Origin of the sequence: Streptomyces rhizosphaerihabitans (assembly GCF_025399795.1) — a bacterium.
GTDB lineage: Bacteria > Actinomycetota > Actinomycetes > Streptomycetales > Streptomycetaceae > Streptomyces > Streptomyces rhizosphaerihabitans.
The window spans coordinates 53,760-80,128 of sequence record NZ_JAODTZ010000052.1; the positions used below are offsets into that span (position 1 = coordinate 53,760).

Here is a 26,369-nt window from a genome sequence, read left to right on the forward strand (position 1 = left end):
CCTCCGACGCCCGCCCCGCACCGTCCCACCCCGCCGCCCTGCCTCCCTGTCCGGCTCTGCTCCGCACGGCCTCCGCACGCCTCGGCGGAGCCGCGTGGCCCTGCCCGACTTCGCACAGCCCTGCGCGGCTCCGCACAGCCCTGCACAGCCCTGCGCGGCTCCGCCGAGGCTTTCTCGCAGGTCAGAGTGATTGTCAGTGGGCGGGTGCAGGATGGACGCATGGTCAGCTCCGCACACCGAGCCCTCGACGGCTTCTCCCCCGCGACCCGCGGCTGGTTCACGGGGGCCTTTCCCGCGCCCACCGCGGCCCAGGCCGGGGCATGGGCGGCCATCGGTGCGGGCTCGGACGTGCTGGTCGTAGCCCCCACCGGTTCCGGCAAGACACTGGCCGCGTTCCTCGCCGCGCTCGACCAGCTGGCCTCGGCACCACCGCCGGCGGACCCGAGGAAGCGCTGCCGGGTTCTGTACGTGTCACCGCTCAAGGCGCTCGCGGTCGACGTGGAGCGGAATCTGCGCAGCCCGTTGACCGGCATCCGGCAGGAGTCCGTGCGGCTCGGGCTGCCGGAGCCGGAGGTGAAGGTGGGCATCCGCTCCGGCGACACCCCGCCCGCCGAGCGCCGGGCGCTGGCCACCCGCCCGCCGGACATCCTGATCACGACCCCCGAGTCGCTGTTCCTGATGCTGACCTCGGCCACGCGCGACGCGCTGACGGGTATCGAGACGGTGATCCTGGACGAGGTGCACGCGGTCGCGGGCACCAAGCGCGGCGCCCATCTCGCGCTCACCCTGGAGCGCCTCGACGAGCTGCTGCCGAAGCCCGCCCGGCGTATCGGGCTCTCCGCGACGGTGCGTCCCGTGGACGAGGTGGCGCGCTATCTCTCGCCGCAGCGCAAGGTGGAGATCGTCCAGCCGCCGTCCGGCAAGGAGTTCGACCTCTCCGTGGTCGTCCCGGTGGAGGATCTGGGCGAGCTGGGCGGATCCCCGGCCGCCGACGGGAAGGAGGGCGCGGAGAAGCCCTCCATCTGGCCGCACGTCGAGGAGCGGATCGCCGACCTCGTCCAGTCCCACCGCTCGACGATCGTGTTCGCCAACTCGCGTCGCCTGGCGGAGCGTCTGTGCAACCGGCTGAACGAGATCGCGTACGAGAGGGCGACCGGCGAACCCCTGGAGGAGGCGCATGCGCCGGCCGAACTGATGGGCGGCTCGGGCGCGGCTCAGGGGGCGCCGCCGGTGATCGCGCGTGCCCACCACGGTTCCGTCTCCAAGGAGCAGCGGGCGCAAGTCGAGGAAGACCTGAAGGCGGGCCGTCTCCCCGCCGTGGTCGCCACCTCCAGCCTCGAACTGGGCATCGACATGGGCGCGGTCGACCTCGTCATCCAGGTCGAGTCACCGCCGTCCGTGGCGTCGGGACTCCAGCGCGTGGGCCGCGCCGGTCACCAGGTCGGAGCGGTCTCCACCGGTGTCGTCTTCCCGAAGTACCGGGGTGACCTGGTGCAGGCGGCCGTGGTCACCGAGCGGATGCGCACCGGCTCCATCGAGTCCCTGCGGGTTCCCGCCAATCCGCTGGACGTGCTGGCCCAGCAGCTCGTCGCCATGACCGCGCTCGACACCTGGCAGGTCGACGACCTGCTCACCACGGTCCGCCGGGCGGCCCCCTTCGCCTCGCTCCCGGAGTCGGCGTTCACCGCCGTGCTCGACATGCTCGCCGGCCGCTATCCGTCGGACGCCTTCGCTGAGCTGAGGCCCCGCGTGGTGTGGGACCGCGTCGCGGGTACGGTGACCGGTCGCCCCGGCGCCCAGCGTCTCGCCGTCACCTCCGGGGGCACGATCCCCGACCGCGGGCTCTTCGGGGTCTTCCTCGCGGGAGCCGACCCCAAGAAGGGCGGCGGCCGGGTCGGCGAGCTCGACGAGGAGATGGTCTACGAGTCCCGGGTGGGCGATGTCTTCACCCTCGGCACCAGCTCCTGGCGCATCGAGGACATCACCCGGGACCGGGTCCTGGTCTCCCCGGCACCCGGCGTCCCCGGCAGACTGCCCTTCTGGAAGGGCGACCAGCTCGGGCGTCCGCTCGAACTGGGCCGCGCGGTGGGCGCGTTCCTCCGCGAGGTCGGCTCGCTCCCCGAGGACGACGCCCGACTGCGCCTGCTCGCCGCGGGCCTGGACGCCTGGGCCGCCGACAACGTACTCGCGTACCTGAAAGAACAACGCGAGGCGTGCGGCCACATCCCGGACGACCGCACGATCGTCGTCGAGCGCTTCCGCGACGAGCTGGGCGACTGGCGTGTCGTCGTGCATTCACCCTTCGGCGCCCAGGTCCACGCCCCCTGGGCCCTCGCCCTGGGGGCCAAGCTCTCCGAGCGGTACGGCATGGACGTCCAGGTCATGCACGCCGACGACGGCATCGTGCTGCGGCTGCCCGACGCCGACCTGATGAGCCTGGACCTGCTCGACCAGGCGCCCACGAAAGCGGGCACGGAGTGGGACGCGGAGCAGGCGCCGGTCGGCGCGGCGGACGTCGCCTTCGACAAGGGCGAGGTCAACCAGATCGTCACGGACCAGGTCGGGAGTTCGGCCCTGTTCGCCGCCCGCTTCCGCGAGTGCGCCGCCCGCGCCCTGCTCCTGCCGCGCCGCAGCCCCGGCAAGCGCACCCCCCTGTGGCAGCAGCGGCAGCGCGCCGCCCAACTGCTCCAGGTGGCAAGCGAGTTCGGTTCGTTCCCGATCGTCCTGGAAGCCGTGCGCGAATGCCTCCAGGACGTCTTCGACGTCCCCGGCCTCACGGAACTGATGGGCGACATCGAGTCCCGCAAGGTGCGACTCGTCGAGGTCACCACACCCGAGCCCTCCCCCTTCGCCCGCTCCCTGCTCTTCGGATACGTCGCCCAGTTCCTGTACGAGGGCGACTCACCCCTCGCCGAGCGGCGGGCCGCCGCGCTGTCGCTGGACTCGCGTCTGCTGGCCGAGCTCCTGGGCCAGGCCGAACTGCGCGAACTCCTGGACGCCGACGTCCTGACCGAGCTGGAGCGCGAACTCCAGTGGCTCACCGAAGACCGCCGCATCAAGGACGTGGAGGGTGTCGCCGACCTGCTGCGTCTGCTGGGGCCGCTCACGGAGGCCGAGTTGGCCGAGCGGGGCGCCGAGCCGCAGTGGGCGAAGGAGCTGGCCGCCGCCCGCCGCGCCATCCAGGTCCGGATCGGCGGAGCCGACCACTGGGCGGCCATCGAGGACGCCGGCCGGCTGCGCGACGCGCTCGGCACGGCGTTGCCCGTCGGCGTACCGGAAGCCTTCACCGAACCGGTCAAGGATCCGCTCGGCGATCTCCTCGCCCGGTACGCGCGCACCCACGGGCCGTTCACCTCGACGACGGCCGCAGCCCGTTTCGGTCTCGGTACGGCCGTCACCGACGGCGCGCTGCACCGGCTCGCCGCGAGCGGCCGGGTTGTCCAGGGGGAGTTCCATCCGGCGGGCATCGGCCAGGAGTGGTGCGACGCGGCGGTGCTGCGCAGGCTGCGTCGCCGTTCGCTCGCGGCCCTGCGTCATGAACTCGAGCCGGTCCCGCCCGCCGCGCTCGCCCAGTTCCTGCCGCAGTGGCAGCACGTGGGCAGCGGTCACGGGCTGCGCGGCATCGACGGACTGGTGCGCGCCGTCGAACAGTTGCAGGGCGCGTCCGTGCCGGCGTCCGCGTTGGAGAAGCTCGTGCTGCCGTCCCGGGTCGCCGGGTACACGCCCGCGCTGCTCGACGAGCTCACGGCCGCCGGGGAGGTGGTCTGGGCCGGGGCGGGTTCGCTGCCGGGCAAGGACGGCTGGGTCTCGCTGTATCTGGCGGACGCCGCCCCCCTGCTCCTTCCGGACGCACACCCCCTGGAGCCGACCGCGCTGCATCAGTCGGTCCTCGGCACCCTCTCCGGGGGCTACGGCCTGTTCTTCCGTCAGATCGCCGACCAGGTCCGCGCCACCACGCACCCCGACGCCACCGATCCGCAGCTCGCCGACGCGATCTGGGAGCTGGCCTGGTCCGGACGCCTCACGAACGACACGCTCGCGCCGATGCGCTCCCTCCTGGGTTCGGGCCGCACCGCGGGGTCCACGGCCCACCGCGCCAAGCGCTCGCTCCCCCGCGGACGCTACGGATCTCTCACGGGAGGGGCGGCGCGCCCCCAGTCGCGTACCGGTCCCCCGACCGTGGCGGGCCGCTGGTCACTGCTGCCCGAGCGCGAGCCCGACCCCACCGTGCGCGCCCACGCCCTGGCGCGCACCCTGCTCGACCGGCACGGGGTGGTGACCCGGGGCGCCGTCGCGGCGGAAGGCGTCGAGGGCGGCTTCTCGGCGGTGTACCGCATCCTGTCGGCCTTCGAGGACAGCGGCCAGGCACGGCGCGGCTATGTGGTCGAGGGCCTCGGCGCCGCCCAGTTCGCGATGGACGGCGCGGTGGACCGGCTCCGCGCGGTGGCGAACGCACGCGACCGGGGCGCCGCCCTGTCCGACCCGGCCCTCCCGGACAACTCCCCCGCCGCACACGGCTTCCCGGACACCCCCGCTTTCCCGCACTCGGGCTCGGGCTCGGGCTCGGGCTCGGGCTCGGGCTCGGGCTTCGACAGCATTGGCCGTGGCGACGATTTCGCGGACAGGGCCGATTCCACGGACGGTTCGGGTTCCCTGAACGACCTCAGCCTCGGCCCCGATTCCGGCCTCGGTCCCGATTCCGGCCTCGACGACGACTTCGGCGACGACCACAGCTTCTCCGCGGACTCCGCCTTCTCGGCAGGCTCCCCCCACCCCGACGTACCCCACCTCCGGAACACCCCGTCCAACCGCAACGGCTCGCCGTACCCGGCGAACAACTCCGGCTACCCCGGCGGTTCGGGTTTCCCGGGCGCTCGCTCCCGTGCCCGTACCGCCTCCCCGGCTGTCGTACTGGCCGCCGCGGACCCCGCCAACGCCTACGGCGCGGCCCTCTCCTGGCCCGAGCCCCCGACCGAAGCAGGCCACAAGCCGGGCCGCAAGGCAGGTTCGCTGGTCGTCCTGGTCGACGGTGAGCTGGCTCTCTACATGGAGCGCGGCGGCAAGACCCTGCTGGCCTGGCCCGCGGACCCGGACGGCTCGGTCTCGCAGGACACACGCCTGTGTGCCGCGGCGGAGGCCCTCGCCGCGGCCGCCCGCGCGGGCTCGCTCGGCACGGTCACTGTCGAGCGCGTCAACGGCGCCTCGGCCCTCACCTCCCCCCTCGGCACCCTCCTGGAAGGAGCGGGCTTCATCGCCACACCGCGCGGACTCCGTCTTCGCGCCTGACCGGCCGGCGCCCGCCCGTGCCACCCTGGAGTCATGCCCGAAGGAGACACCGTCTGGCAGGCCGCGAGGCGGCTGCACGTCGCCCTCGCGGGCAAGGTCCTGACCCGTTCCGACCTGCGGGTGCCCCGGTACGCCACGGCCGACCTCACCGGTCGCGCCGTTCTGGACGTCACCCCGCGCGGCAAGCACCTCCTCACCCGGATCGAGGGCGGCCTGACGCTGCACTCGCATCTGCGGATGGACGGTTCGTGGAAGGTGTACGAGACCGGCCGGCGCTGGAGCGGAGGTCCCGCACACCAGATCCGGGCCGTCCTCGGCACGGCGGACCGCACGGCGGTCGGCTACCGCCTTCCCGTACTGGAACTGCTCCGCACCAGCGCCGAGGCCCGCACGGTCGGTCACCTCGGCCCCGACCTCCTGGGTCAGGACTGGGACCCGGGCAAGGCTCTGGAGAACCTCCTCCGCGACCCGGACCGCCCCCTCGGCGAAGCCCTCCTCGACCAGCGGAATCTCGCCGGCATCGGCAACGTGTACAAGAGCGAGCTGTGTTTCCTGCTCGGCGTCACCCCCTGGCTCCCCGTCGGCTCCCTGCCCGCCGACCGTGCCGCCCAACTGCCGCTCCTCGCGAAGAAGTTGCTGGAGTTCAACCGCGACCGTCCGGCCCGCGTCACCACCGGGCTCCGCGACCAGAACCTCTTCGTGTACGGCCGCGCCCCTCGCCCCTGTCTGCGCTGCGCGACGCCGATCCGCTCGGCGAACCAGGGCGACGGTTCCCGCGAGCGCCCCACGTACTGGTGCCCCCGGTGCCAGACGGGCCCCACCCCACCACCGGACGGCCACCACACCCCCGCGGCGCACCGCCCCGCCGGGTACGCGTCGCGGGAGCCCGGCCGACGGCACCGCTAGTGCCGCGCACCGAGAACGCCTCGACCCAGATCGGACAGCGCGTCCAGCCGCACATCGGGCTGGGGCCCGAACCACGCGTCGAGCCGAGGAGTGAGCCGCGTATCGGGCCGAGAGGTGAGCCGCGCATCAAGTCCCGCACAACTAATTGACGACCCGTCAGAAACCCTCGTACCGTCCCTTCATGGCCCTCCCCGCGTACGATCTCACCGGACGCACCGCATTCGTCACCGGAGCGGCCGGTGGCATCGGCCGGGCGGCGGCGCTCCTGCTCGCGGAGGCGGGCGCCACCCTGCACTGCGCGGACGTCGACGAGCAGGGCCTGCACGAGACGGCGACCCTGATCAAGAGTCAGGGCGGCATCGCCCTCAGCCACCCGCTCGACGTCACTGACCGCGCCCAGCTCCAGCAGGCCGTCGCGTCGTGCGGCCGCGTCGACGTCATGGCGGCGATCGCCGGGATCATGCACAGCAGCCCGGTCCTGGAGACCCTGGACGAGGATCTCGACCGGGTGCTGGGCGTCAACTTCAAAGGGGTGCTGTACGCCTGCCAGGAGGCCGCGCGCTCCATGATCGCGAACAGCGTCCGGGGCAGCATCATCACCATGGCCTCGGGCGCGATCGACACCGGCGGTCCGGGCCTGTTGTGCTACAGCGCGGCCAAGGCGGCCGTCGTACAGCTGACGCGGACGCTGGCGACCGAGGTCGGCCCGCACGGCATTCGCGTCAACGCCGTCGCGCCCGGCTGGATCCGTACCCCCATGACCAACCGCCACGGCGAGCGTCAGGCGCACACCGAGGCGTTCATGGCGCGCCTGTCACCGCTGGGCCGCGTCGGGGAACCCGAGGACATCGCCCACGCCGTGCTGCACCTGGCCTCGGACGCCTCGGCGTTCACCACCGGTCAGATCCTCCGCCCCAACGGCGGCGTCGCCATGCCCTGGTAGCCCGCGCCCCACCGCTCCGGCGCCGGCGCCAGACCTCTCGCCAGTGGTCCCGCCATCGGTCCGACCCCACGGCGCCGACCGCCCGGGACTTCGGCACACAGTGGACCGGCAGCAGGCTGAGCCCCCACCCGCCCGCGGCGACCGTTCCTTCGAGCACCCCGGCGTCGGGCGCCAGCGCGAGCCGGAGCACGCTGAACCACCACAGCGCGCCGAACACCAGGGCAGCCCCCCGGCGCACTATTCGCCCTGCCATGGCACCCTCCTCCGGCGCGGCACCGGGCCGCCGATCTCACGCGCGAGCAGGGCACACCGACGGCACGCGGGACCAGCCGGGCCAGAGCGGCTCCCTGGCCGTCACCCGTTCTCCGCCTGGAACATCCAGTGATGCTTCTCCAGGTCGGCCGTGATCCCGATGAAGATGTCCTGGCTCACCGGATCCGGGTCCCCGGTGGCGGCGACCCGTTCCCGCATCCGCGTGATCACCGCACCCAGCGCCTCCACGAGCGTCCGCACGGCGTCGGCGTCCTTGATCCAGCCCTCGGGCGTCGGTCCGACACCGCTGCTCGACGCCACCGTCGCGGCCCGCCCGTCCGGCGGAACACCCAGGGTCGAGGCACGCTCCGCCACGGTGTCGGAGTGCAGTCGCGCGATGTCCACGACCTCGTCGAGCTGGAGGTGGACGGAACGGAAGCGGGGCCCCACCACGTTCCAGTGGACCTGCTTCGCCACGAGGGAGAGGTCCACCAGGTCGACCAGGGCGCCCTGGAGCGCCTCGGCGACGGTCTTCAGGTCCGCGTCGGACAGGGGACTCTTCACGACGTACATCCGCATCCTCCGATTCACGACGGCTCCGGCGACCCCGCCGCGCGACCGCACCGGTCCCGGCGGTCGACGCCGGCCTCGCCGCGTCCCTCCACCATGGAGGCCGCGCCGGACACCGGCAAATGGACCCACAAGGGGTGTCGTGGAACGCGAAAGCCCCGGCCCGGCTCCTCCGGTTTTCCCGGAGAAGCCCCGGCCGGGGCTTCACTCGCGCGTTCTCAGCTCAAAAACGTGAGCTGGTGAGCGTCAGGCGGCGACGACGTCGACCGCTTCGGCAGGCGCCTTGATCGTGACCCGTTCCGGTGGCACGCCGGTCACCGATACGGAATTGAGCATCGGGCGACGCACAGGCGCGGATACCGGTTCGGTGGCCGCAGCCGACTGTGCCAGCTCGGCGAGGGCGAGCTCGTCGCTCACTTCCCGCATGAGCTCGGACATCCGTACGTCCAGCGCGTCGCAGATCGCGGAGAGCAACTCGGAGGATGCCTCCTTCTGCCCCCGCTCCACCTCGGAGAGATAGCCGAGTGAAACTCGGGCGGACGAGGAGACTTCGCGCAGAGTACGGCCCTGGCGCTGGCGCTGCCGACGCAGCACGTCACCCAGCAGGCGACGGAGCAGAATCATCGGTGGCTCCCTCCTCGGACCGCGTAGCCGCATCCTTCACGCCCCACCGTACCGCCTTGCGCCGCGGCCGTGCGGGGAGCGATGTCGTGTTCACTCAGGGCTGCAAACATCAAAACCCCCCGTTCTGTTCCGTATCCTGTGCCCGCTCATTCCCGGTCTGTTCGCCCGCGAGCTCCCGAAGGAGCAGCGCGAGTACGCTGCGTACACTCTCCATACGGATTTCCGCCCGGTCGCCGTTCAACCGCAGCGGCGCCACTTTCCCGCCACGGGCGGTGATGAAAGGTGCTTCGGAGGGCCCGTCGACGGCCACGTAGACCGTGCCGACCGGCTGTCCGTCCTGGGGGTCGGGACCGGCGACGCCGGTGGTCGCGATCCCCCAGTCGGCGCCGAGCACCGTGCGCACCCCGGCCGCCATCTGGGCCGCGACCTGCGAATCCACCGCGCCGCGCTCGGCCAGAAGAGTGGCGTCGACGCCCAGCAGTTCGTGTTTCAGTTCGGTGGCGTACGCGGTCACGGAACCCCGGAACGCTTTCGAGGCACCGGGCACCGCGGTGATCTCCGCCGCCACCAGACCACCGGTGAGCGACTCGGCGACGGCGAGCGTCTCGCCCCTCACCGTGAGTAGTCGCACCACTTCAGTGGCCGCGGAACTCACCGCTCGGTCTCCGCGGCGGCCGCCCGCCGCTCGGCGATTCCGCGCCGGCGCAGCACAATGGCCTGTCTCACATAGTCGAGCCCGGTGACCACGGTCAGAATGACCGCGACGGCCATCACCCAGAACCTCAGGGTGGCCAGCGCCCCCGTCAGCGGCAGGATGTACATGCCGACCGCCGTGCCCTGGGCCAGCGTCTTCAGCTTGCCGCCGCGGCTCGCCGGGATGACCCCGTAGCGGATCACGACGAAGCGCAGCAGGGTGACGCCGAACTCACGCCCGAGGATCACGAAGGTGACCCACCAGGGCAGATCGTCGAGGGCGGACAGACAGACCAGCGCCGCGCCCATGATCGCCTTGTCGGCGATGGGGTCGGCGATCTTCCCGAAGTCGGTGACGAGGTCGTACGCGCGCGCCAGGTGACCGTCGAAGATGTCGGTGATCATGGCGACGGCGAAGGCCGCCCAGGCCCAGGCGCGCATGGCGGGGTCGTATCCGCCGTCGGCCAGCATCAGCGCCACGAAGCCCGGCACGAGGACGAGCCTGATCATGGTCAGGATATTGGCGATGTTCCAGAGGCTGGCCTGGTTGACGGCCGCAGCGCCCAGCTTCCCGCCCCGCGCCGGCTTCGCGCCCCCTGGAGTACCGGATGCGCCCGGAGCACCGGATGCGCCGGGGGCGCCCGTCGCGCCTTTGGCGCCTGGGGAGCCGCCTGCCGCGGATGCCGGGACTCCGGTCATCTGGCCGCCTCCTCAGTGCTCGCGAGCGAGCCCAGAAGCGGCTCGGCCACCAGGTCGACACCTTCCGTACCGACCACCTTGGCCTCGACGATACGGCCGACGGTCAGACCTTCGCCGCTCGTGAACAGCACCTGGCCGTCCGTCTCCGGTGCCTGGTGCGCGGCGCGGCCGTACGCGCCGTCCTCGTCGTCGAGGGACTCCACCAGCACGTGCACGGTCTCGCCCAGGCGCTCCTCGGCCCGCTGGGCGACCAGCTCCTCGGCCAGCCGGGACACGCGCGCGAGGCGCTCGGCCACGACGTCCTCGTCCAGTTTGTTCTCGTACGTCGCCGCTTCGGTGCCGTCCTCGTCGGAGTACCCGAAGACACCGATCGCGTCGAGGCGGGCTCCGGTGAGGAAGCGCTCCAGCTCGGCGAGGTCGGCCTCGCTCTCGCCGGGGAAGCCCACGATGAAGTTGGAGCGCACACCGGCCTGCGGGGCCTTGGAACGGATGGTGTCGAGCAGCTCCAGGAACCGGTCGGTGTCGCCGAAGCGGCGCATCGAGCGCAGCACGTCGGGCGCGGAGTGCTGGAAGGACAGGTCGAAGTAGGGCGCGACGTTCGGTGTCGAGGTCAGGACGTCGATGAGTCCGGGGCGCATCTCGGCGGGCTGCAGGTAGCTGACCCGCACCCGCTCGATGCCGTCGATCTCGGCCAGCTCGGGCAGCATCGTCTCCAGGAGACGGATGTCACCCAGGTCCTTGCCGTACGAGGTGTTGTTCTCCGAGACGAGCATCACCTCCTTGACGCCCTGTTCGGCCAGCCAGCGGGCCTCGTTCAGGACGTCGCTGGGGCGGCGCGAGATGAACGAACCGCGGAAGGAGGGGATGGCGCAGAACGTGCAGCGGCGGTCGCAGCCGGAGGCCAGCTTCACCGAGGCGACCGGGGATCCGTCCAGCCTGCGGCGCAGGGGCGCGCGGGGGCCGGAGACCGGGGCGACGCCCTCGGGGAGGTCCGAGGGCGTGCCGTGGCCGGGGAGGGCCACTTCCTCGCCGGCGCTCTGCCGCTCGGCCGGGCTGATCGGCAGCAGCTTGCGCCGGTCGCGCGGGGTGTGGGAGGCGTGGATGCCGCCGTTCAGGATGGTCTGGAGGCGGTCGGAGATGTCGGCGTAGTCGTCGAAGCCGAGCACGCCGTCGGCCTCGGGAAGCGCTTCGGCGAGTTCCTTGCCGTACCGCTCGGCCATGCAGCCCACCGCCACGACGGCCTGGGTTCTGCCGTGCCCCTTGAGATCATTGGCTTCGAGGAGGGCGTCGACGGAGTCCTTCTTGGCGGCTTCGACGAAGCCACAGGTGTTGACGACGGCGACATCCGCTTGCTCGGCGTCCTCCACGAGTTGCCAGCCGTCCGCCTCCAAGCGGCCTGCGAGCTCCTCCGAGTCCACCTCGTTACGGGCGCAGCCAAGGGTGACGAGTGCGACGGTACGGCGTTCAGGCATGGGCTCAAGACTACTTTGTCTCACCGACAGCCCACGTCGACGGGGTTGGCCGATCTTGGCCGACCCTGTCGACGGCGTACTTTCCGGGACCCCTATCCGACCTGCGGGTCGCCCTTCGTGTACGTCAGACGCTCGACCGCGCCCGGCTGGAACTGATCCTCGATCTTCTTGCCGTTGACGAACAGCTGGATGGCGCCGGCGTCACCGAGGATGAGGTTGATCTTGGAGCTGTCCTGGAAGGTCTTGGACTCGCCCTGCTTCAGCAGCCCGTCGAAGAGCATCCGCCCGTTGTGGTCCTTGGCGGAGATCCAGCTGCGTCCGTCCGCGGCGCTGACCTGCACGGTCACCTTGTCCTGCGGGGCGGCCGCGATGGCGCTGTCGGACGGCTCGGGCTTCGGGTCGGCGGGCTTGGTGGCCGGCGTGGACGGCGCGGCGGACTTCTTGGTGATCGGCGTGGACCCCTCGGCGACCTGAGTCTTCGAGTCGTCGCCGTTGCCGCCGCCCTTGACCATGGTGAACCCGACGAAGCCGATCACCGCGACGATCGCGGCGACCATGGCGGCCGTCCAGTTCGGTCCGCGGCGCTCGGGGCGGATGCGTTCCGCCTCGAAGAGCGGGGCGGCGGGCGTCGGCGCGGGACGTCCGCCGTGGTCGGCGTCGTACTGCGTGAGCAGCGGGGCCGGATCGAGCCGGACGGCGCGGGCCAGGGTCCGGATGTGCCCGCGCGCGTAGACGTCGCCACCACAGGGGGCGAAGTCGTTCTGTTCGATGGCGTGAATGATGGTGATACGGACGCGGGTGGCGTTACTGACGTCGTCGACGGTCAGACCGGCCTCGATGCGTGCCTGCTGAAGGGCACGTCCGATCGAGGGCCGCTCGGCCGTAGGGTCGTCTTCGAACGGACGCTCGTCTTCGGGGGAGTTGCCGTCAGGTGAGTTGACGATGGACACGGGGGCGCCTTTCGAGCGTGTAGCCACCTGTGCTGGAAGTTCAGTCTAGGGGGGGTACGAAAGGGTGGGGCAACCGGGCGGTGGGACTTTGTACGCCATCAGAATGGCCGGTCATCCTGATATAGGGACATGGTGGCGTCCCTTCGCTCAACTTGACGTGCGACAAGGCGAAACAGTTGCCCACCGACTCCTTACGGGTGAGTCACATTCACATATCAGCCGGGTACGGAACATGACGTTCCGCCATCCGCCCGACAGGCCCGCCGCTCCCTGAGCGACCGCCGCGCGCTCACCGCGCCGTTGCCGGCTGTCCCGTCCCCCCTCGCCGAGGGCTCTACGCTTCTGCTTCCCCGCGCATCACGGCCAACACCCCATCCAGCTCGTCGGCCTTCACGAGAACGTCACGCGCCTTGGAACCCTCACTGGGCCCGACGATCCCGCGCGACTCCATGAGGTCCATCAGCCGGCCGGCCTTGGCGAAACCGACGCGCAGCTTGCGCTGGAGCATCGAGGTGGACCCGAACTGCGAGGTGACGACCAGTTCGGCGGCCGCGCACAGCAGGTCGAGGTCGTCGCCGATGTCCTCGTCGATCTCCTTCTTCTGCTTGGTGCCCACGGTGACGTCGTCCCGGAAGACGGGCGCCATCTGATCCTTGCAGTGCTGCACGATCGCCGCGACCTCGCCCTCGGTGACGAAGGCGCCCTGCATGCGCGTGGGCTTGTTGGCCCCCATCGGCAGGAAGAGTCCGTCGCCCTTGCCGATGAGCTTCTCGGCGCCGGGCTGGTCGAGGATGACCCGCGAGTCCGCGAGCGAGGAGGTCGCGAAGGCGAGCCGGGAGGGCACGTTCGCCTTGATCAGACCGGTGACGACATCGACGGACGGCCGCTGCGTGGCGAGCACCAGATGGATGCCGGCCGCGCGCGCGAGCTGGGTGATGCGCACGATCGAGTCCTCGACGTCGCGCGGAGCGACCATCATCAGGTCGGCGAGCTCGTCGACGATCACCAGGAGGTACGGGTACGGGGTCAGCTCGCGCTCACTGCCCTCGGGCAGCTTGACCTTGCCGTTCCTGATGGCCTCGTTGAAGTCGTCGATGTGCCGGAACCCGAACGCCGCGAGGTCGTCGTAGCGCAGGTCCATCTCCCGTACGACCCACTGCAGTGCCTCGGCGGCCCGCTTCGGGTTGGTGATGATCGGCGTGATCAGGTGCGGGATGCCCTCGTACGCGGTCAGCTCGACGCGCTTGGGGTCCACGAGGACCATCCGCACATCCTCGGGGGTCGCCCGGACCATCACCGAGGTGATCAGGCAGTTGATGCACGACGACTTGCCGGAACCGGTGGCTCCCGCGACGAGGACGTGCGGCATATTCGCCAGGTTGGCCATCACATAGCCGCCCTCGACGTCCTTGCCGAGCGCGACCAGCATCGGATGGTCGTCCTCCGCCGCGTCCGCGAGGCGCAGCACGTCACCGAGGTTGACCATCTCGCGGTCGGTGTTGGGGATCTCGATGCCGACCGCGGACTTGCCGGGGATCGGGCTGATGATCCGCACGTCGGGGCTGGCGACCGCGTACGCGATGTTCTTCGTGAGCGCCGTGATCCGCTCGACCTTCACGGCGGGGCCCAGCTCGACCTCGTAGCGGGTGACCGTCGGCCCGCGGGTGAAGCCGGTGACGGCGGCGTCGACCTTGAACTCCCTGAAGACGTTCTGCAGGGAGGCGACCACCGCGTCGTTGGCGGCGCTGCGTGTCTTGCCGGGGCCGCCGCGCTCCAGGAGATCGAGCGAGGGCAGCGAGTAGGTGATGTCCCCGGAGAGCTGGAGCTGCTCCGCGCGCGGGGGCAGCTCGCGCGGGGCGTCGGGCGCGGCCTTGGTGAGGTCGGGCACGACGGACTCGACCGGCAGGGCCTCCTGCCGGGGCCGCTTGGCGCCCGGCACGACCTTGGCGCGGGCGGCCGGTACCGGCGTGGTCTCCTCGTACCCGTCACGCTCCACGCTGACGCCGTGCGTCAGGTCGGCGACCAGGGGCGAGGGCGGCATGCCGTGCAGCACGGCGCCGTCCAGCGCCGCGGCAGCGGCCGCGGCGACGTCCACGGCGTCCATCGGCCGGTTCATGTCGGGCTGCTGCGCGCCGGGCCGCCGGGGGCGGCTCCGGCGCCTGGTGAGCGCCTCCTGTTCGGCACTGTCGGGGTCGTACGCCTCGGGCGCGCGCGGGCGCCTGCGGGAGCCCGCCTGAAGCCCGTCGCGCCACCGCTCGTCGTAGCGCTCCTCGTCCTCGGCGAACGCGCCCTCGTCGAAGTCGGCCTGGACGATGCCGAGCTTCTGGCCGAGCAGCCGCAGCCGCTGTGGAATCGCGTTGACCGGGGTCGCCGTGACGACCAGCAACCCGAAGACCGTGAGCAGCACGAGGAGCGGTACGGCGAGGACGTCACCCATCGTGTACGTCAGCGGGGTGGACGCCCCCCAGCCGATGAGGCCGCCGGCGTCCCTTATCGCCTGCATCCCGTCGCTGCGCGCGGGCGACCCGCACGCGATGTGCACCTGCCCGAGCACGCCGATCACGAGCGCCGACAGACCGATCACGATGCGGCCGTTCGCCTCGGGCTGCTCGGGATGCCGGATGAGCCGGGCCGCGATGACGGCGAGCAGTATGGGGACGAGGAGGTCGAGGCGGCCGAAGGCACCGGTGACCAGCATCTCGACGAGGTCGCCGACAGGGCCGCGCAGATTGGACCAGGTACCCGCCGCGACGATCAGCCCCAGCCCGAGCAGCAGGAGCGCGAGTCCGTCCTTGCGGTGCGCCGGGTCGAGCCCCTTCGCGCCCCGCCCTATCCCGCGGAAGGTGGCTCCGACGGCATGTGCGATGCCCAGCCACAGGGCGCGTACGAGTTTGTACACGCCCGCGGTCGGGTTGGGCGCCGGCGCGGGTGCGGGCTTCTTCGCCGCGGCCCTCTTGGCGGGCGCCTTGCCGGCGGCTGCCTTTTTCACTGCGGCCTTCTTCGCCGGAGCCTTCGTCGGAGCGGCCGCCTTCTTCGCGGGCGGCTTCTTGGCTGCGGACTGACGTGAGGCCATGGGTGTGAGGTTACCGGTGGAGACGACAGCGACACGTGTGCCTCCCCCAAGTTCTCGACTTCGCTCGAACAGGGGGGATTCCCAGCTTCACCCGATCGTGTCGCCCTTGCCAGGAGCGGAACTGACGCTTCCTCACGTCGTTCCCCTGGCGCCCGGACGCGTCCGGGCGGGCTTCAGTTCTGCGACGGCACCGAGGGTGCCCCGCTCCCCGTACCCGGCTCCAGTGCGTCCAGCGCCCTGCGCAGTCCGGTGAGTTTGCGTTCGAGATGCGCCGCGGTCGCCACCGCCGCCGCGTCCGCGGAGTCGTCGTCGAGCTGCTTGGACAGCGCCTCCGCCTGCTCCTCTACGGCAGCGAGCCTCGCCGAGAGTTCGGCGAGGAGTCCGGCGGGCTCCTTGGCCTCGCCGAGCGATGCCTTGCCGCCGCCGCCCTCCAACTGCAGCCGCAACAGGGCCGCCTGTTCACGGAGTTGGCAGTTCTTCATGTAGAGCTCGACGAACACCGAGACCTTCGCGCGCAGCACCCACGGGTCGAAGGGCTTGGAGATGTAGTCCACCGCACCGGCCGCGTACCCCCGGAAGGTGTGGTGCGGGCCGTGGTTGATCGCGGTGAGGAAGATGATCGGAATGTCCCGGGTCCGCTCCCGCCGCTTGATGTGCGCGGCGGTTTCGAATCCGTCCATGCCCGGCATCTGAACGTCCAGCAGAATGACCGCGAAGTCGTCCGTGAGCAGCGCTTTGAGCGCTTCCTCCCCGGACGATGCCCGTACCAGTGTCTGATCGAGCGCGGAGAGGATCGCCTCCAGCGCCAACAGATTCTCCGGCCGGTCATCGACCAGGAGGATCTTGGCCTTCTGCACCATGGCCCGCCCTCCTCGCCCCGGCATGGGGCCTCCCCTGTCCGCAGGACTTGGGGAGGCACCGGGCGCCGCCCCAGGGGACGACTCCCTTGCGCCGCCCGTCCTTGTGCCGGTCATGGTAGCTGCACCCCGCCTGTCGCCACACCCTGTCACCGCGATGTCACTGTGCACGTAGCAGAAACGCGGCAGGGGACCAGAAGGTTCCCCGTATCCCGTGCTTCTACACGACTTCGGGCACACTCAGTCATCCGACGCCGGGCCGCCGTGCCGCACGGTGTCCCGGTACCCAACAGCAGGTGACGGCCACGCGTCACCGCATACGAGTCTGTCACCCCTCACGCATCCACTGCGCCATCACGGACAGCAGATGATCGGGATCGACCGGCTTGGTCACATAGTCGGAGGCGCCCGACTCGATCGCCTTCTCCCGGTCGCCCTTCATGGCCTTCGCCGTGAGCGCGATGATCGGCAGTCCCGCGAACTGCGGCATCCGCCGGATCGCCGTGGTCGTGGCATAGCCGTCCATCTCGGGCATCATGATGTCCATCAGAACGACCGTCACATCGTCGTGCTGCTCCAGGACTTCGATGCCCTCGCGGCCGTTCTCCGCGTACAGCACCGAAAGGCCGTGCTGCTCAAGGACGCTGGTCAGCGCGAAGACATTGCGGATGTCGTCGTCGACGATCAGCACCTTCTCGCCCTCGAAGCGAATGCCCCGGCCCTGCTGCGGTCCCGCGTCCTGCCGGCCCGCGGCCGTCCACGGCTCCTGAGCGGCGCCCGCGGCACCGTCCGGCTGCCCGGGGACGGCGGTGCTCTGCTCGGCCGTCGGCAGCGCCCTGCGGCGCCTCCTGAACAGTGCGGCGGGTCCGTTCTGGGCGTCCTGGTACGACTTCACCTCGGCCGGCATCCCGATGTCGTGCAGTTCGGCCTCGGAGGCCAGCAGCTCCCCCGCCTCCAGCGTCGGCGCGAGCTGCCCGTAGCCCTGCGGCGGCAGTTCGCTCGGGTGCAGCGGCAGATACAGCGTGAACGTGGAGCCGCGTCCCGGCTCGCTCTGGGCGTAGATCTCGCCGCCCAGCAGCCGCGCGATCTCCCGCGAGATGGAGAGCCCGAGACCCGTACCGCCGTACTTGCGGCTCGTCGTGCCGTCCGCCTGCTTGAACGCCTCGAAGATCACCCGCATCTTGCTGGCCGCGATCCCGATACCGGTGTCCGTCACGGAGAACGCGATCAGATCGGCGTCCGCGTCCCTCAGCGACCCCGACTCCAGCAGTTGTTCCCGGATGGCCACCGGCACATCCGTCCCGGCGGGCCGGATCACCAGCTCGACGGCTCCGGAATCGGTGAACTTCACCGCGTTGGAGAGCAGGTTGCGCAGCACCTGGAGAAGGCGCTGCTCGTCGGTGTGCAGCGTGGCGGGCAGCTCCGGCGAGACCCGTACGGAGAAGTCGAGCCCCTTCTCCGCGGTCAGCGGACGGAACGTGGCCTCCACGTAGTCGACGAGCTGGACGAGCGCGATACGGGTCGGCGACACGTCCATCTTGCCCGCCTCGACCTTCGACAGGTCGAGGATGTCGTTGATCAGCTGGAGCAGATCGGAGCCCGCGCCGTGGATCGTCTCGGCGAACTCGACCTGCTTCGGGGTGAGATTCGTGTCCGCGTTGTCGGCGAGCAGCTTGGCCAGGATCAGCAGGGAGTTGAGCGGAGTCCGCAGCTCGTGAGACATGTTCGCCAGGAACTCGCTCTTGTAGCGCATGGAGACCGCGAGCTGTTCGGCGCGCTCCTCCAGGACCTGCCTGGCTTCCTCGATCTCGGTGTTCTTGACCTCGATGTCACGGTTCTGCTGGGCCAGCAGCTCGGCCTTCTCCTCCAGTTCCGCGTTCGAGTCCTGGAGGGCCTTCTGCCGGTTCTCCAACTCCGCCGAACGCTCCCGCAGTTGCTCGGTGAGCTCCTGCGACTGCCGGAGCAGTACCTCCGTCTTGGTGTTGACGGAGATGGTGTTGACGCTCGTCGCGATCATCTCGGCGATCTGGTTCAGGAAGTCCTTCTGGATCTGCGTGAAGGGCGTGAAGGACGCCAGCTCGATGACACCGAGCACGGTCCCCTCGAAGAGCACCGGAAGCACGATGACCTGCGCCGGAGGTGCCTCGCCGAGCCCGGAGGAGATCTTCAGATAGCCGCTCGGCGCGTTCTCCACGAGGATCGTGCGCTTCTCCTGCGCGGCTGTGCCGATCAGCGCCTCACCGGGCCGGAACGACGTCGGCATGGAACCCATCGAGTAGCCGTACGACCCGAGCATGCGCAGCTCGTACGCCTCCTCGTCCTCGCTGCCCGCGTCCTTGCCGTCGACCAGCGGCATCGAGAGGAAGAACGCGCCGTGCTGGGCCGAGACGACCGGGGTCAGCTCGCTCATGATCAGCGAGGCCACGTCGTCGAGGTCGCGGCGCCCCTGCATCAGCGCGGAGATGCGGGCGAGGTTGCCCTTCAGCCAGTCCTGTTCCTTGTTCGCGATGGTGGTGTCGCGCAGGTTGGCGATCATCTTGTTGATGTAGTCCTGAAGTTCCTGGATCTCGCCGGAGGCGTCCACGTCGATCTTCAGGTTCAGGTCGCCGCGGGTCACCGCGGTCGCCACGCGGGCGATGGCACGCACCTGCCGGGTCAGGTTCCCGGCCATCTCGTTCACCGACTCGGTGAGGTCGCGCCAGGTGCCGTCGACGTCGCGGACGCGCGCCTGACCGCCCAACTGCCCCTCCGTGCCCACCTCGCGGGCGACTCGCGTGACCTCCTCCGCGAAGGACGACAGCTGGTCGACCATCGTGTTGATGGTGGTCTTGAGCTCCAGGATCTCGCCGCGCGCGTCGATGTCGATCTTCTTGGTCAGATCGCCCTTGGCGATGGCCGTGGTGACCATCGCGATGTTGCGCACCTGACCGGTCAGGTTGGACGCCATCCCGTTCACCGACTCGGTGAGGTCCTTCCACGTGCCGGACACGCCCGGTACGCGCGCCTGGCCGCCGAGGATGCCGTCCGTACCCACCTCGCGGGCCACCCGCGTCACCTGGTCGGCGAACGAACTCAGCGTCTTCACCATGGTGTTGACAGTGTCGGCGAGCTGGGCGACCTCGCCGCTCGCCTCGACCGTGACCTTCTTGGTGAGGTCGCCGTTGGCCACCGCCGTCGCGACCTGCGAGATGTTCCGCACCTGGTTGGTCAGGTTGTTGGCCATCACGTTGACGTTGTCGCTCAGGTCCTTCCAGATGCCCGTGACACCCGGCACCCGCGCCTGACCGCCCAGGTTGCCCTCGGTACCCACCTCGCGGGCCACCCGCGTCACCTGCTCGGCGAAGTTGGACAGCTGGTCCACCATCGTGTTGACGGTGGTGACCAGTTCGAGGATCTCGCCCTTGGCGTCGACGGTGATCTTCTTCGACAGGTCGCCCTTGGCGACCGCGGTCGTGACCTCGGCGATGTTGCGCACCTGGATGGTCAGGTTGTTGGCCATGAAGTTCACGGACTGGGTGAGGTCCTTCCAGGTGCCGGAGACACCCTGCACCTCGGCCTGCCCGCCGAGGATGCCCTCCGTGCCCACCTCGCGGGCCACCCGCGTCACCTGCTCGGCGAAGTTCGAGAGCTGGTCCACCATCGTGTTGAGGGTGTTCTTCAGCTCCAGGATCTCGCCGCGCGCGTCCACGTCGATCTTCTGCGACAGATCACCGCGCGCCACCGCCGTCGCGACCTGCGCGATGTTGCGCACCTGCGCGGTGAGGTTGCCGGCCATGCCGTTCACCGAGTCGGTCAGATCCCGCCACACACCGGCGACGCCGGGCACCTGCGCCTGACCGCCGAGGCGGCCCTCCGTACCCACGTCACGGGCCACCCGCGTCACCTGGTCGGCGAACGCGGAGAGCTGGTCCACCATCGTGTTGATGGTGTTCTTCAGCTCCAGGATCTCGCCGCGCGCGTCCACGTCGATCTTCTGCGACAGATCACCGCGCGCCACCGCCGTGGTCACCTGGGCGATCTGCCGCACCTGTGAAGTCAGGTTCCCCGCCATGAAGTTGACGGAGTCGGTGAGTTCCTTCCAGGTGCCGGACACGCCGTCCACGCGGGCCTGACCGCCGAGGCGGCCCTCCGTACCCACGTCACGGGCCATCCGCGTCACCTGGTCCGCGAAGCTCGACAGCTGGTCCACCATCGTGTTCACGGTGTTCTTCAGCTGGAGCATCTCGCCGGAGACATCCACGGTGACCTTCTGCGACAGATCACCGTTGGCGACCGCCGTGGTCACCTGGGCGATGTTGCGCACCTGGCCCGTCAGGTTCTGGAACGCCGTGTTGACGGAGTCCGTGAGGTCCTTCCAGGTACCGGCCACCCCCGGAACCTGGGCCTGGCCGCCCAGTTCACCCTCGACGCCGACCTCACGCGCGACCCGCGTGACCTCGACACCGAACGACGACAGCTGGTCGACCATCGTGTTGACGGTGTTCTTCAGCTCCAGCATCTCACCGGCGACCTGGACGCTGACCTTCTGCGACAGATCACCGTTGGCCACCGCGGTCGTCACGGCGGCGATGTCACGCACCTGGGTCGTGAGGTTCCGGAAGACCGTGTTGACCGAGTCCGTGAGGTCCTTCCACGTTCCCGCCGCTCCCGGCACGTTCGCCTGACCGCCGAGCCGGCCCTCGCCACCGACCTCGTTGGCGACACGGGTGACCTCGTCGGCGAACGTCCGCAGTGTCTCGGTCATCTGGTTGATCGTCTCGGCGAGCTGCGCGACCTCGCCGCGCGCGGAGACGGTCACCTTCTGCGACAGGTCACCGCTCGCGACCGCCGTGGTCACCTGCGCGATCCCGCGCACCTGGGCCGTGAGGTTGCCGGCCATCAGGTTCACCGAATCGGTGAGGTCCTTCCACACGCCGGCCACACCGGGCACCTGCGCCTGTCCGCCCAGTTCGCCCTCGGTACCCACCTCACGGGCGACGCGCGTCACCTCGGAGGAGAACGAGGACAGTTGGTCCACCATCGTGTTGACGGTGTTCTTCAGCTCCAGCATCTCGCCGGCCACGTGAACCGTGACCTTCCGCGACAGGTCACCCTTGGCGACGGCCGTCGTCACGAGAGCGATGTCACGCACCTGAGCGGTGAGCCGGTACGCCATCGTGTTGACCGAGTCCGTGAGGTCCTTCCACGAACCGGACATACCGCGCACCCGGGCCTGTCCGCCCAGTTTGCCCTCGGTACCCACCTCACTGGCCACCCGCGTGACCTCGTCGGTGAACGTCGACAACTGGTCGACCAGATTGTTGACGGTCCGCCCGACCTTCAGGAACTCACCGCGCAGCGGATGCCCGTTGCCGTCCGCGGCCTGCGCGCGCAGGTCCATACGCGGCGACAGATCGCCCTCCGCGACAGCGGACAGTACCCGGCCGACCTCGGAGACAGGCCGTACGAGATCGTCCACCAGCGCGTTCGACGCGTCGATCGCGGCCGCCCAGGCGCCTTCGCCGGCACCCGTCTCCAGCCGCTCCGTGAGCTTTCCCTCACGGCCCACCACGCGCCGTACTCGCGACAGCTCACCCGTCAGATGCAGATTGCGGTCGGCGACCTCGTTGAAGACCGCCGCGACCTCGGACATCACCCCGTCACCGGAAACGGTGAGCCGCTTACGGAAGTTGCCGTCCCGCATCGACAGCAGGGCGGCCAGCAACCGGTTCAGGGCCGCCGTGTCCACCTCGGTGGTGCCGGTGCGCGGTGTGCGCCCGCTGTTCAGGGACTGTCCGCCTTTCGCGCGCGTCCTACCGCCCCGCGTCGCTGCGCCAGACTCCACTGTGTCCCTCCCGCAAGGGTCGACCAATACTGCTCGGCGTACTCGGGTACTTCTGCTCGTGCTGCAGAGGAGGCATTCGACCTGCCCGGACCTTCTCCTGGAGCCTGCCCAGTGTTTCACCCCGGCTGAACCAGGCCATAACAGTTCGGCAGCTTCGCACATCGTCCGCACACCCTCGGGACGGAACTCCGGCCCTGGCCGGAGGCAACCACATACACCTACCGGAACGGAAACACCGGACTCTTCCAGACGGAAACACTCGTGACCGGCATCCGCGGGGGCTGCGAAGGTAAGTAACCTTGCATGCGGCTGTCCAGCCGTGCCGGTCCCGTCCGGCCTGGGCGGTGGCACGAGTACGAGCGGGCAGCAGGCAGGCATCGGAGGGGCACCGCACCATGACCACCGGACTGCATCCTGGAGGTACGCCTCAGGATCCCCGGCCGACAGGGAACCACGCTCTGCCCACGCAGGAGCGGGTCGGCCACGGAATCCCGCATGCCGACAACCGGACAAGGAGTTCTGTGATCACCGCGCGCGCGGCCGCCAGTTTCGAGCCCGTGGGACGGTCCGTCGCGACCGCCCGCTCGTTCGTCCGGGACACGCTCCAGGGCTGGGGCTTCGCCGACATCGTCGACGACGCCGTCGTTCTGACCAGCGAACTGGTCACCAATGCCGTCGTGCACGCGGGCACCTCCGCCGACGTTCTGTGTCTGCGCAGCGACGACGGTGTGCGCATCGAGGTGGCGGACCACTACCCGGAACGCGAGATCCCACTCCAGGCGACGGCCGTCAGCATGGGCAGTCCCGACCGCGAAGGCGGCCGCGGCCTCCAGCTGTGCGCGGCCCTCGCCAGCCGCTGGGGCGTCGACTACACGCCCACCCACAAGCAGGTCTGGTTCCAGCTGGACCTCCCCGAGCGCGCGGTCGGCACCCGCGCCGCCGGTCCATCGCTCCCCGCCCACCTCCTCCCGCTGGCCGACGGCCGCGTGCGCGTGGCAGTCGTCCAGATCGACCGGACGGGCGCCATCAACGCCTGGAACGAGGACTCCGAGGAGCTCTTCGGCTACGCGGCCGAGCAGGTCACCGGCAAACCGCTCACCGACTTCGCGGCCTGGCCGCACACTCCCGGCACCAGCACCGGCATCGTCGAGGCCCTCCAACTCTCGCGCTGGGAAGGCACTTACGGCGTCCGCTGCGCCGACGGCCGCGTCACACCGGTGTACGCCTCACACCTGCGGGTCCGCGACACGAGCGGCGAGCCCTCCACCGTCTGCCTCCTCGTACGTGACCACGAACGCGCCGTCCTGCAGACCCCGTTGCGCGGGCCCGCCTCCGATTCGGGCACCCACGCCGAGGGCCAGGCCATCGATCCGTTCGAGGTCTTCATCGGATCACCGGCCCCGGACGACCTCGACGGCCTGCTCCAGCGCACGGTGGAACGCGCCCGCGACATGCTCGACGGCGACTCCGCCTTCCTGCTCCTCGCCACCGACGACGAAACCGAGTTGGAGGTACGCGCCTCCACGGGCCTGCCCTCCGCGCGCCAGCGCTTCGCCCGCGTCCCCGTCGAGGCGGGCCCCGGCCGCTACGGCTCGGCCCGGATGCCCGCCGTCCACGAGGACCTGACGGTCGTCCCCGGCGCCGTGCCGCTCCTCGGCGGCACCGGCATGCGCTCGGTCGTCACGGTCCCGCTGAAGGTCGAGGGCCGTCTCACCGGCTCCCTCGGCGTCGCGGCCGAATCACCCGGCCGCTACTCCAACGAAGAGGCCCTGCGCCTCCAGTTCGCCGCCGACCGCATCGCCCTGGCGGTGGAGTCGGCCCGGCTCGGCGAGCTGGAACGCCTCCGCCGCGGCTCGCTGTCCTTCCTCGTCGAGGCCTCCGACCTGCTCGCCGGCACCCTGGACCGCGACCAGACGCTCGCCCTCATGGCCCAGATGACGGTCCCGACCCTGGCCACCTGGTGCGCCGTCTACACGATCGCCGACCAGGCCTCCGAGCCCTACCTCTCGTACGTCCTGCACGAGGACGAGGAACGCATCGACGGCCTCAAGGCGTTGCTCTCGAAGATCGCCCCGCCGGACCCGGTACCCACCCCGGGCGCCCGCATCTGGTCGGCCCCGGCCGCGGCGGCCCACGAGGCCGCCCTGCGGACCTCCATGCGCAGCCTGGGCCTCGGCGAGCAGGCGTCGGTGGCCTCCGGTATCGGCACGACGCTGGCGACGGCCGCGGCGGTCGGCGGCGAGACCGTCGTCCTCCCCCTGGTGGCCCGCAACCGCGTGATCGGCATGCTGACCCTCGGCAAGCCGTCGGACGAGCATTTCCGCCAGGAGATCCTGGAGTTGGCCGAGGACCTCTCCCGACGAGCGGCCCTCGCACTGGACAACGCCCGCCTGTACTCGGAGCGCACGGCCATCAGCCAGTCCCTCCAGCGCAGCCTCCTCCCTCCGGAACTCCCGCACATCGAGGGCGTCGAGGTCGAGGTCATCTACCGCGCGGCCGGCGAGGGCAACGAAGTCGGCGGCGACTTCTACGACCTCTTCCCGATCCGCGACGGCGCGTACGGCTTCGCCATCGGCGACGTCTGCGGTACGGGCCCGGAGGCGGCGGCGGTCACCGGCCTGGCCCGGCACGCCCTGCGCCTGCTGGCCCGCGAGGGCTACGGCGGCCCCGCGGTCCTGGAGCGGCTGAACTCCGCGATCCTCGACGAGGGCGCCCGCAGCCGCTTCCTCACCCTGCTCTACGGCGAGTTGTGGCCCCAGGAGGACGGCAGCGCCGTCCTGAAGGTCGTCTGCGCAGGACACCCGCTCCCGCTGCGCCTGCGCCAGGACGGAACGGTCGAACCGGCCGCCGAACCGCAGCCGCTCCTCGGCGTCATGGAGGACCTGGAGCTGTACGAGCAGACGGTCACGCTGGATCCGGGCGATGTCCTGCTCTGCGTCACGGACGGCGTCACGGAACGCCGCGAGGGCACCCGCATGCTCGGCGACGACGGCCTCGCCGACGTCCTCACCACATGCACGGGGCTGACGGCCGGCGCCGTCGCCGCGCGCATCATGCGCGCGGTCGAACGCTTCGCCTCCGACGCCCCGTCGGACGACATGGCGATTCTGGCGATGCGCGTCCCGGGCCTTCAGACGGACTGAGGCCCCACGGGCGGGCTGAGACCCTGCGGAGTGAGGGCCCCGTCGGCCCAGGACATGCGAAAGGCCCCCGCCCACAAGGGCGGAGGCCTTTTCTGTCTGAGCCCCCCAACGGAATCGAACCGTTGACCTTCTCCTTACCATGGAGACGCTCTGCCGACTGAGCTAGGGGGGCCTGTCGCCTTTTCGAGGTTTCCCTCGTGGCAACGGAATAGATCATACCCCGAACTGAACCGTGCTCCCAACCAGTCCGGCCCGCATCAGAACGCCGGACCAGAACGCCGGGATCGGACGGCCGGGATCAGAAGGCCGGGATCAGAAGGCCGGTTGCAGCAGTCCGCCGAGCGCGTTGCACGCGGCAACGATCCGCTGCATCTCCCGCTTCGTCAACGCCCCGTCCACAGGCAGCGAAAGAGTCTCGTCGGCGGCCCGCTCGGTCTCGGGAAGCTGTACGTCCCTCCGGAACCCGGGCAAGCGGTGCACCGGCGTCTTCACGGGCACCCGGCACTCGACTCCCCTGGCCCGCACGGCTCGTGCGAAGGCGTCCCGGTCCGGACGCCCGTTGCCGGGCACCCGTACGACGTACTGCTGATACGTGTGTCCGTCGCCGCTGACCGGTGTCCGCACTCCGCTCAGCCGGCCGTCGAGGTAAGCGGCCCGCTCCCTGCGCTGAGCGATCTCGTCGTACGGCGCCTCGGACTCGCCCTGCTCAAGCACCAGCAGCTCATGCCGCTGTCCCAGTTCCCGCAGCCGAACCATGTCGGCCGTCCGCCCGAAGCGGTGCACGACAACGAGCGCCGCCGTCAGGGGAGTCATGACGGCCTCGATCCCCTGAGGGTCGAGGCAATACGTCGCCGGGTCTATGTCGGCGAAGACGACCGTGGCGCCGGCCTGGGCCACGGCGTCGGCGACCTCCACGTTCCCGAAGGCCGGAACGATGACCTCGTCACCGGCTCCGACGCCCGCGGCTCTGAGCATTGCTGCAGTACCCATGCTGCGGATATTGGTCGCGCAACGTGAACGCAAAGTAACGTAAAATAAAAAAGAGCTGGTCCCCGAACCGAAGTTCGGGGACCAGCT

The 26,369-nt window shown here is 70.4% G+C and carries 15 protein-coding genes and 1 tRNA gene; 4 read left to right on the forward strand and 12 right to left on the reverse strand.

The features are described from left to right. The first annotated feature begins 219 nt into the window (after nt 1-219). The 3 genes from N4G66_RS36310 to N4G66_RS36320 all read left to right on the forward strand — a co-directional run bounded on the left by N4G66_RS36310 (nt 220) and on the right by N4G66_RS36320 (nt 7,135). Entirely contained in the window at nt 220-5,286 is a 5,067-nt protein-coding gene (locus N4G66_RS36310) for an ATP-dependent helicase (protein ID WP_261708568.1), read from the forward strand. Nucleotides 5,287-5,319: 33 nt separating this feature from the next. Next, the gene (locus tag N4G66_RS36315) at nt 5,320-6,192 is read left to right on the forward strand and encodes an Fpg/Nei family DNA glycosylase (protein ID WP_261708569.1); all 873 of its coding nucleotides are present in this window, start codon (nt 5,320-5,322) and stop codon (nt 6,190-6,192) included. Between the two features lie 181 nt (nt 6,193-6,373). Continuing rightward, nucleotides 6,374-7,135, forward strand: coding sequence for an SDR family NAD(P)-dependent oxidoreductase (locus N4G66_RS36320; protein WP_261708570.1), 762 nt, complete (start codon nt 6,374-6,376; stop codon nt 7,133-7,135). On the opposite strand, the gene N4G66_RS36325 is transcribed toward N4G66_RS36320, so the two are convergent. From N4G66_RS36325 to N4G66_RS36370, 10 genes are all read right to left on the reverse strand, one after another. Continuing rightward, nucleotides 7,083-7,388, reverse strand: a complete 306-nt coding sequence (locus N4G66_RS36325) for a hypothetical protein (protein ID WP_261708571.1) — start codon at nt 7,386-7,388, stop codon at nt 7,083-7,085. The genes N4G66_RS36320 and N4G66_RS36325 overlap by 53 nt on opposite strands. 101 nt (nt 7,389-7,489) lie before the next feature. Then, nucleotides 7,490-7,960: a Dps family protein gene (locus tag N4G66_RS36330; protein ID WP_261708572.1), complete on the reverse strand. Its 471-nt coding sequence runs from the start codon at nt 7,958-7,960 to the stop codon at nt 7,490-7,492. A 243-nt stretch (nt 7,961-8,203) separates the two neighbouring features. Beyond that, nucleotides 8,204-8,581 (reverse strand): helix-turn-helix domain-containing protein, encoded by a 378-nt coding sequence (locus N4G66_RS36335; protein WP_103554040.1) that lies wholly within the window; start codon nt 8,579-8,581, stop codon nt 8,204-8,206. Nucleotides 8,582-8,690: 109 nt separating this feature from the next. Further along, nucleotides 8,691-9,236: a CinA family protein gene (locus N4G66_RS36340; RefSeq protein ID WP_261708573.1), complete on the reverse strand. Its 546-nt coding sequence runs from the start codon at nt 9,234-9,236 to the stop codon at nt 8,691-8,693. Then, nucleotides 9,233-9,973 (reverse strand): CDP-diacylglycerol--glycerol-3-phosphate 3-phosphatidyltransferase, encoded by a 741-nt coding sequence (gene pgsA, locus N4G66_RS36345; RefSeq protein ID WP_261708574.1) that lies wholly within the window; start codon nt 9,971-9,973, stop codon nt 9,233-9,235. Before pgsA ends, N4G66_RS36340 begins: the two co-directional genes overlap by 4 nt. Further along, a complete protein-coding gene (rimO, locus tag N4G66_RS36350; RefSeq protein WP_261708575.1) occupies nt 9,970-11,445 on the reverse strand; it encodes a 30S ribosomal protein S12 methylthiotransferase RimO in 1,476 nt (491 codons plus the stop codon). Before rimO ends, pgsA begins: the two co-directional genes overlap by 4 nt. A gap of 92 nt (nt 11,446-11,537) precedes the next feature. Continuing rightward, nucleotides 11,538-12,395, reverse strand: a complete 858-nt coding sequence (locus N4G66_RS36355) for a helix-turn-helix domain-containing protein (protein ID WP_261708576.1) — start codon at nt 12,393-12,395, stop codon at nt 11,538-11,540. Between the two features lie 334 nt (nt 12,396-12,729). Beyond that, nucleotides 12,730-15,468 carry a DNA translocase FtsK gene (locus N4G66_RS36360; RefSeq protein ID WP_261708577.1) on the reverse strand — a complete coding sequence of 913 codons (2,739 nt, stop codon included), beginning with the start codon at nt 15,466-15,468 and terminating at the stop codon, nt 12,730-12,732. 173 nt (nt 15,469-15,641) lie between these two features. Next, complete coding sequence (locus N4G66_RS36365; RefSeq protein WP_261708578.1) at nt 15,642-16,328, reverse strand: response regulator; 687 nt, start codon at nt 16,326-16,328, stop codon at nt 15,642-15,644. A 325-nt stretch (nt 16,329-16,653) separates the two neighbouring features. Beyond that, on the reverse strand, nt 16,654-22,149 hold the full coding sequence (locus N4G66_RS36370; RefSeq protein WP_261708579.1) for a HAMP domain-containing protein: 5,496 nt from the start codon (nt 22,147-22,149) through the stop codon (nt 16,654-16,656). Nucleotides 22,150-22,544: 395 nt separating this feature from the next. Here N4G66_RS36370 and N4G66_RS36375 point away from each other — a divergent pair, with 395 nt between their 5' ends. Continuing rightward, nucleotides 22,545-25,292, forward strand: a complete 2,748-nt coding sequence (locus N4G66_RS36375) for a SpoIIE family protein phosphatase (RefSeq protein WP_261708580.1) — start codon at nt 22,545-22,547, stop codon at nt 25,290-25,292. 99 nt (nt 25,293-25,391) lie between these two features. On the opposite strand, the gene N4G66_RS36380 is transcribed toward N4G66_RS36375, so the two are convergent. Continuing rightward, a tRNA-Thr gene (locus N4G66_RS36380) sits at nt 25,392-25,464 on the reverse strand. A gap of 140 nt (nt 25,465-25,604) precedes the next feature. Further along, nucleotides 25,605-26,282 carry a DegT/DnrJ/EryC1/StrS family aminotransferase gene (locus tag N4G66_RS36385; RefSeq protein WP_261708581.1) on the reverse strand — a complete coding sequence of 226 codons (678 nt, stop codon included), beginning with the start codon at nt 26,280-26,282 and terminating at the stop codon, nt 25,605-25,607. Nucleotides 26,283-26,369 lie beyond the last annotated feature (87 nt).